The sequence below is a fragment of the Ramlibacter sp. genome (assembly GCF_035627355.1).
In the GTDB taxonomy this organism is placed as follows: domain Bacteria; phylum Pseudomonadota; class Gammaproteobacteria; order Burkholderiales; family Burkholderiaceae_C; genus Ramlibacter.
Genome location: NZ_DASPLW010000023.1, coordinates 1 through 8,012 on the forward strand (window position 1 = coordinate 1; position 8,012 = coordinate 8,012).

The 8,012-nt window shown below is 70.7% G+C and carries 5 protein-coding genes; all 5 read left to right on the top strand.

All coding sequences use genetic code 11. From position 1 onward, the window contains the following. Positions 1-3,466: DNA-directed RNA polymerase subunit beta' (rpoC, locus tag VEC03_RS06785; RefSeq protein ID WP_324913828.1), on the top strand; the 3,466-nt coding region annotated here is incomplete at its 5' end. A gap of 73 nt (positions 3,467-3,539) precedes the next feature. Continuing rightward, positions 3,540-4,124, top strand: coding sequence for a LemA family protein (locus VEC03_RS06790; RefSeq protein WP_324913830.1), 585 nt, complete (start codon positions 3,540-3,542; stop codon positions 4,122-4,124). 11 nt (positions 4,125-4,135) lie between these two features. Then, entirely contained in the window at positions 4,136-5,512 is a 1,377-nt protein-coding gene (gene rsmB, locus VEC03_RS06795; protein WP_324913831.1) for a 16S rRNA (cytosine(967)-C(5))-methyltransferase RsmB, read from the top strand. 7 nt (positions 5,513-5,519) lie between these two features. After that, entirely contained in the window at positions 5,520-6,104 is a 585-nt protein-coding gene (locus VEC03_RS06800; RefSeq protein ID WP_324913833.1) for a DUF4390 domain-containing protein, read from the top strand. Next, on the top strand, positions 6,104-8,012 hold a 1,909-nt coding region (locus VEC03_RS06805), incomplete at its 3' end, for a sensor histidine kinase (RefSeq protein WP_324913835.1). The genes VEC03_RS06800 and VEC03_RS06805, both read left to right, overlap by 1 nt.

An 8,012-nucleotide genomic window follows, 5' to 3' on the forward strand; every position in this document is an offset into this window, starting at 1 on the left:
GGACGGCGGCCGCTTCGCGACCTCCGACCTGAACGACCTGTACCGCCGCGTCATCAACCGCAACTCGCGCCTGCGCCGCCTGCTGGAGCTCAAGGCCCCGGAGATCATCGCGCGCAACGAGAAGCGGATGCTGCAGGAGGCCGTGGACAGCCTGCTGGACAACGGCCGCCGCGGCAAGGCCATGACGGGCGCCAACAAGCGCGCGCTCAAGTCGCTGGCCGACATGATCAAGGGCAAGAGCGGCCGCTTCCGCCAGAACCTGCTCGGCAAGCGCGTCGACTACTCGGGCCGTTCGGTCATCACGGTGGGCCCGACCCTCAAGCTGCACCAGTGCGGCCTGCCCAAGCTGATGGCGCTGGAACTGTTCAAGCCCTTCATCTTCTCGCGCCTGGAGGCCATGGGCATCGCCACCACCATCAAGGCGGCGAAGAAGGAAGTGGAATCCGGCACCCCGGTGGTGTGGGACATCCTCGAGGAGGTGATCAAGGAGCACCCGGTCATGCTGAACCGGGCCCCGACGCTGCACCGCCTGGGCATCCAGGCCTTCGAGCCGATCCTGATCGAGGGCAAGGCAATCCAGCTGCACCCGCTGGTGTGCGCCGCCTTCAACGCCGACTTCGACGGCGACCAGATGGCCGTGCACGTGCCCCTGTCGGTGGAAGCGCAGATGGAAGCCCGCACGCTGATGCTGGCCTCCAACAACGTGCTGTTCCCCGCCAACGGCGAGCCCTCCATCGTGCCTTCGCAGGACGTGGTGCTGGGCCTGTACTACACCACCCGCGAGCGCATCAACGCCAAGGGCGAAGGCATGATCTTCGCCGACGTCGGCGAGGTGCAGCGGGCGCTGGACGCCGGCATCGTCGAGCTGACGGCCAAGGTGAGCGTGCGCCTGACGGAGTACACCAAGGACAAGGCCACCGGCGAGTTCACCGCCTCCACCGGTTTGGTGGACACCACCGTGGGTCGCGCCCTGCTGTCGGAGATCCTGCCCAAGGGCCTGCCCTATGCGCTGATCAACAAGGCGCTGAAGAAGAAGGAGATCAGCCGGCTGATCAACGCCTCCTTCCGCAAGTGCGGCCTCAAGGAGACCGTGGTGTTCGCCGACAAGCTGCTGCAGAACGGCTTCCGGCTGGCGACCCGGGCGGGCATCTCCATCGGCATCGACGACATGCTGGTGCCGCAGGAGAAGTACCGCATCATCGAGGATGCCGAGAAGGAGGTGAAGGACATCGAGCAGCAGTACGTCTCGGGCCTGGTCACCGCCGGCGAGCGCTACAACAAGGTGGTCGACATCTGGGGCAAGGCGGGCGACGCCGTGTCCAAGGTGATGATGGACCAGCTGCGCAAGGAAAAGACCATCGACCGCAGCGGCAAGGAAGTGGAGCAGGAGTCCTTCAACTCCATCTACATGATGGCCGACTCCGGCGCCCGCGGTTCGGCCGCCCAGATCCGACAGCTGGCGGGCATGCGCGGCCTGATGGCCAAGCCGGACGGCTCGATCATCGAGACGCCGATCACGGCCAACTTCCGCGAAGGCCTGAACGTGCTGCAGTACTTCATCTCCACGCACGGCGCCCGCAAGGGCCTGGCCGACACGGCGCTGAAGACCGCCAACTCCGGCTACCTGACGCGCCGCCTGGTGGACGTGACGCAGGACCTGGTCGTGACCGAGGAGGATTGCGGCACCAGCGAGGGCTCGCTGATGCGCGCCATCGTCGAGGGCGGCGAGGTGATCGAGTCGCTGCGCGACCGGATCCTGGGCCGCACCGCGGCCGAGGACGTGCTGCATCCCGAGAGCCGCGCCGTCGTGGTGCCCGCCGGCCACATGCTGGACGAGGACGCGATCGAGGAGCTGGAAGCCGCCGGCGTCGACGAGGTGAAGGTCCGCACCGCGCTGACCTGCGCCACCCGCTTCGGCCTGTGCTCCAGGTGCTACGGCCGCGACCTCGGCCGCGGCGGGCTGGTCAACGTCGGCGAGGCCGTCGGCGTGATCGCCGCCCAGTCGATCGGCGAGCCCGGCACGCAGCTGACCATGCGCACCTTCCACATCGGCGGCGCCGCCTCGCGTGCGGCCATCGCCTCCAGCGTGGAAGCCAAGTCCAACGGCGTGATCGGCTTCAACAGCACGATGCGCTACGTGACCAACGGCAAGGGCGAGCTGGTGGTGATCGCCCGCTCCGGCGAGGTCGTCATCCACGACGAGCACGGCCGCGAGCGCGAGCGCCACAAGGTGCCGTACGGCGCCACGCTGACGGTGAAGGCCGACCAGCAGGTCAAGGCCGGCACCATCCTGGCCAACTGGGACCCGCTGACCCGTCCGATCATCACGGAGTTCGCCGGCAAGGTGAAGTTCGAGAACGTCGAGGAAGGCCTGACGGTGGCCCGCCAGGTCGACGAGGTCACCGGCCTGTCGACGCTGGTCGTGATCGACCCGAAGCGCCGCGGCTCCGCCAAGGTGGTGCGTCCGCAGGTCAAGCTGGTGGACGCCTCTGGCGCCGAGGTGAAGATCCCCGGCACCGACCACGCGGTGACCATCGGCTTCCAGGTCGGCGCGCTGATCCAGGTGCGCGACGGCCAGGACGTGGCGCCCGGCGAAGTGCTGGCCCGCATCCCGATCGAAGGCCAGAAGACCCGCGACATCACGGGCGGCCTGCCTCGCGTGGCCGAGCTGTTCGAAGCCCGCTCGCCCAAGGACAAGGGCATGCTGGCCGAGATGACCGGCACGGTGTCGTTCGGCAAGGAGACCAAGGGCAAGATCCGCCTGGTCATCACCGACCCGGAAGGCAACGAGTGGTCCGAGCTGGTGCCCAAGGAGAAGAACGTCCTGGTGCACGAAGGCCAGGTGGTCAACAAGGGCGAGAGCATCGTGGACGGCCCGGCCGACCCGCAGGACATCCTGCGCCTGCTGGGCATGGAGGAGCTGGCCCGCTACATCGTCGACGAGGTGCAGGACGTATACCGCCTGCAGGGTGTGAAGATCAACGACAAGCACATCGAGGTGATCGTCCGCCAGATGCTGCGCCGCGTCGTGGTCGAGAACCCGGGCGAGTCCGGCTACATCGCCGGCGAACAGGTCGAGCGCTCCGAGATGCTGGACACCAACGACGCGCTGCGCGCCGAGGGCAAGGTGCCCGCCACCTACAGCAACCTGCTGCTGGGCATCACCAAGGCCTCGCTGTCCACCGACTCGTTCATCTCGGCGGCCTCCTTCCAGGAGACCACCCGGGTGCTGACCGAGGCGGCCATCATGGGCAAGCGCGACGAGCTGCGCGGGCTGAAGGAGAACGTCATCGTCGGCCGCCTGATCCCCGCGGGCACCGGCATGGCCTACCACCAGGCGCGCAAGGCCAAGGACCAGATGGACGAGGCCGAGCGCCGCGCCATCGCCGAAGCCGAGGCGGCCGAACTGGCCGGCGTGACGGCCGATGCCACCGGCCCGGAAGCCGAAGGCGGCCCGACCGAGTAAGCCTCGCGCTTCACTAAACTAGGCGCCCCATCCGCACGCGCGGGTGGGGCGTTTTTCTTTCCTGTCGGGCCGCATGTCCAATTCCGTCATGACCTGGGTCGCCTCGGCCGTGCTGCTGTTCTGGGCCGTGGGCGCGTACAACCGGCTGGTGCGGCTGCGCGGCGGCGCCGGCGCGAGCTTCGCGATGCTCGACACCGAACTCACGCGCCAGGTCCAGCTGGTTCGGCAACTGCTGCCCGACGACGGCGAGCCGCCGGCGTCGCTGTTCGACGGCATGGAGGGCTCCTTCTGGGGCGGCCTGCAGGGCGCGGCGGCCCAACTCGAAGCCTCGCTGGCGGCGGCCCGACCCAAGCCGCTGGAGCCGGAGCGCATCGCAGCGCTGGCCGCGGCGCAGTCGGTGCTGGCCATGGCCTGGGAGCGGGCCGAGCGCGAAGACGCGCACGACCTGGCCGGGCCTCGGCTGCCGGAGACGCTCACGGCCCGGCGCGCGCACATGACCGCGCAGTGCGCCGCGGCCGCCGAGCGCTTCAGCCAGGCCGTGCAGGCCTACAACGAGGCCATCGCGCAGTTTCCCGCCGTGCTGCTGGCCTGGCTGTTCGGCTTCCGGCCGGGCCGCGGCATCGAAGCGATGCCGGGCGCACGGGCGGCGGCTCTCTGACCCGGCGGACCATGCCGGCGCCGCCTGCCCGTGCTCCCGGCGCCGCCGAGCCAGCGGCCGGAACGTCCGTGCCGCTCTGGCGGCAACTGCAGGCGGCCGCGGGCGTGGTGCGGGCGGTGCGAGCCGGCGAGTCGGCCACCCCGGCCCTGGCCCGCGTGCCGGCTGACCTGCGGCCCGCGGCCCAGTCGCTGTCCTTCCACGCCCTGCGCCAACTGGGCCGGGCCGAGGCCTTGCGGCGCCGGTTGGCGAAACGGGCGCCGCCCGCCGAAGCGGATGCGCTGCTGTGCACCGCGCTGGCGCTGTGCTGGCATGAGGCGGACGCGCCGTACGAAGCGTTCACGCTGGTGGACCAAGCCGTCGAGGCGGCCAAGCACTCGCCGGGCACCGCGGCACAGTCGGGCTTCCTGAACGCGTGCCTGCGCCGCTTCCTGCGCGAGCGTGACGCGCTGGTCGCCGCCACGGACGCGGATCCGGTGGCGCTCTGGAACCATCCGCGCTGGTGGATCGAGCGCCTGCAGCAGGACCACCCGCAGCACTGGCAAGCCATCCTGCGCGCCAACAATGGCGCCGCCCCCATGACCTTGCGCGTGAATCCGCGCCGCACGCGGCGCGAGGACCTGCTGCAAGCATGGCGGGAAGCGGGCATGGCGGCAGTGCCGGTCGGCGAGCACGGGCTCGTGCTGGACCGGCCGCGCCCGGTGACGGACATCCCTGGATTCGCAGAGGGCCTGGTGTCGGTGCAGGATGCCGCCGCCCAGCTCGCGGCGCCGCTGCTGCTGCAGGGACTGGCACCCGCGGCCGGGGAGCGCCTGCGCCTGCTCGATGCCTGCGCGGCGCCCGGTGGCAAGACCGCGCACCTGCTGGAGCTGGCCGATGCCGAGGTCACCGCCCTGGAGCTCGACCCCCAGCGCGCGGCCCGCATCGACGAGACGCTGCAGCGGCTCGGCCTCTCGGCCCGCATCGTCGCTGCCGATGCCGCCGCCGTGTCGCAGTGGTGGGACGGCCGGCCCTTCGACGGTATCCTGCTCGATGCGCCCTGCACGGCCTCGGGCATCGTGCGCCGCCACCCCGACGTGCGCTGGCTGCGCCGGCCGGGCGACGTCGCCCGGCTCGCGGCCCAGCAGCAACGACTGCTGGAGGCCTTGTGGCCGCTCGTGCGGCCCGGCGGGCAGCTGCTCTATTGCACCTGTTCGGTCTTCCGCGAGGAAGGCGAACAGCGCATCCGGACGTTTGTTGCACACAACAAGTCGGCCCTTTTGCGCCCGGCGCCGGGCCATTTGCTGCCGGCTTCCGGCCGGGGGGCCGAGGCCGTCCGGGACAATCCGGAAAGTGACCACGACGGCTTCTTCTACGCACGGCTGGAAAAGGACCCTGCGGCTGCGGATTGAGCGCGCTTTGGGCGCGCTGGCGGTAGCGCTCGCGCTGGTGTGCGGCTGGCTGGCCCCGGCCGCGGTCCGTGCCGAGGTGGCGGAGGTCACTCAGCTGCGGCTGGAGCGCTCCGAGGAAGGCGTGCTGCTGAGCGCGAGCGTGCGCTTCGAGCTGCCGCCGCCGGTGGAGGATGCGCTGCTCAAGGGCATCCCGATGTTCTTCGTGGCCGACGCCTCGCTGCTGCGCGACCGCTGGTACTGGTACGACAAGCACGTGGCCGGCGCCTCGCGCTACATGCGGCTGTCGTACCAGCCGCTCACCCGGCGCTGGCGCCTGCAGGTGTCGCACGAGCCGATCGGCAACTCGGTGCTGGCGCTCGGCCAGAGCTTCGACAGCCAGGACGAGGCGATGGCTGCGATCCAGCACCTGTCGCGCTGGAAGATCGCGGAGCTGGCCGACCTGGAGCCCGACGCCCGCTACAGCGTGGACTTCCGCTTCCGGCTGGACGTCTCGCAGTTGCCGCGGCCGTTCCAGATCGGCGCCGTCGGGCAGTCCGACTGGAGCCTGAGCGCGGCGCGCACCCAGCGGCTGGCGCTCGAAAGCGTGCGCTGATGGACCCGCAGCACGTCCCGGCGGGCCCCAAGCCCACGTTCGGCAGCCAGCGGGCGGTGCGCTGGGCGCTGCTGGTCGGCGCCGCCGTGGTCACCGCCATCGGCATCGTGCTGCTGTTCCTGCTGACGCAGGCGACCGGCAACCGCGAGCTGTACGAGCGCAACTACGGCCGGCTGTTCGCCCTGAACATGGTGGTGGCCGGGCTGCTGCTGCTGGTGATCGGCTGGGTGGTGGTGCGGCTGTGGTCGCGGGTGCGGCGCGGCAAGTTCGGCAGCCGGTTGCTGGTGAAGCTGGCGGCGATCTTCGCGCTGGTGGGCTTCATGCCGGGACTGCTGATCTACGTGGTGTCGTACCAGTTCGTCTCCCGCTCGATCGAAAGCTGGTTCGACGTGCAGGTGGAGGGCGCGCTGGATGCCGGCCTCAGCCTGGGCCGCTCCACGCTGGACACGCTGGCGGCCGACCTGGCCAACAAGACCAGGATCGCCGCCGCCCAGCTGGCCGAGGTGCCGGACACCTCGGCGCCGCTGGCGCTGGAGCGCATGCGCGAGCAGCTGGCCGCCAACGACCTGATCCTGTGGGCCGGCAACGGGCAGCTGGCGGCGAGTGCCGGCCAGTCGCGCTTCCTGCTCAATCCCGAACGGCCGACGCCGCAGCAACTGCGCACCGCGCGCAGCCAGCGTTCCATGTCCGTGATCGAAGGGCTGGAGGATCCCAGCCCCGGCGCCGTGAGCCAGGCCCGCATCAAGGCGCTGGCGGTGGTGCCGAGCGGCCTCGGCCTGGTGGGCGAGCCCCGGGTGCTGCAGGCCACGCAGAGCCTGCCGCCGACCCTGGTCGGCAACGCGATCGCGGTGCAGGAGGCCTACCGCGAGTACCAGGAGCGGGCGCTGGCGCGCGAGGGCCTGCGCCGCATGTACATCGGCACGCTGACGCTGAGCCTGTTCCTGGCGGTCTTCGGCGCCGTCTTCCTTGCGGTGCTGCTGGGCAACCAGCTGGCGCGGCCGCTGCTGCTGCTGGCCGCCGGGGTGCGCGAAGTCGCGGCCGGGGACCTGTCGCCCAAGCCGGTGCTGCTGGGCAAGGACGAACTCGGCGGCCTGACGCGGTCCTTTGCCGAGATGACGCAGCAGCTTGCCGACGCACGCGCCGCCGTCGACCAGAGCATGGTGCAGGTCAATGCCGCCCGCGCGCACCTGCAGACCATCCTGGACAACCTGACGGCCGGCGTCATCGTGCTGGACGAGCAGGGCCGCATCGACACGGCCAACCCCGGCGCCGCCCGCATCCTGCGCGTGCCGCTGTCGGAACACCTGGGCCAGCCGCTGGCGGCCGTACCGGGGCTGGAGGGCTTCGGCGCCGCGCTGCTGGCGCAGTTCGAGGACTTCATCAACGAGCAGCGCCCGCACGGACCGGACCACTGGCAGCAGTCCTTCGAGCTCAACCCGGCGCAGCCCGATTCGCCGGCGCAGAGCACCGCCATCACGCTGGTGGCGCGGGGCGCGCTGATGCCGGGCGACGAGCCGGACACCACCGCCCGGCTGGTGGTGTTTGACGACATCTCGGAGATCGTCTCGGCCCAGCGCGCGCAGGCCTGGGGCGAAGTGGCGCGCCGGCTCGCACACGAGATCAAGAACCCGCTCACGCCAATCCAGCTCTCGGCCGAGCGGCTCGAGATGAAGCTCTCGGGCAAGGTCGCCGCGCCCGAGCAGGCCGTGCTCGTCAAGTCGGTCAAGACCATCGTCGATCAGGTCGATGCGATGAAGCGGCTGGTCAACGAGTTCCGCGACTACGCGCGCCTGCCCGCGGCCGACCTCAAGCCCGTCGATCTCAACGCGCTGCTCGTCGACGTGCTGCAGCTCTACCACGCGGAGAACGCGCCGATCGCGCTGCGTTCCGAGCTCGACGAGCGCTGCC

Bases quoted from the DNA above. Each gene is read 5' to 3' on its own strand.
- VEC03_RS06790 (WP_324913830.1), top strand. From the start codon at position 3,540: ATGTCCAATTCCGTCATGACCTGGGTCGCCTCGGCCGTGCTGCTGTTC.
- rsmB (WP_324913831.1), top strand. From the start codon at position 4,136: ATGCCGGCGCCGCCTGCCCGTGCTCCCGGCGCCGCCGAGCCAGCGGCC.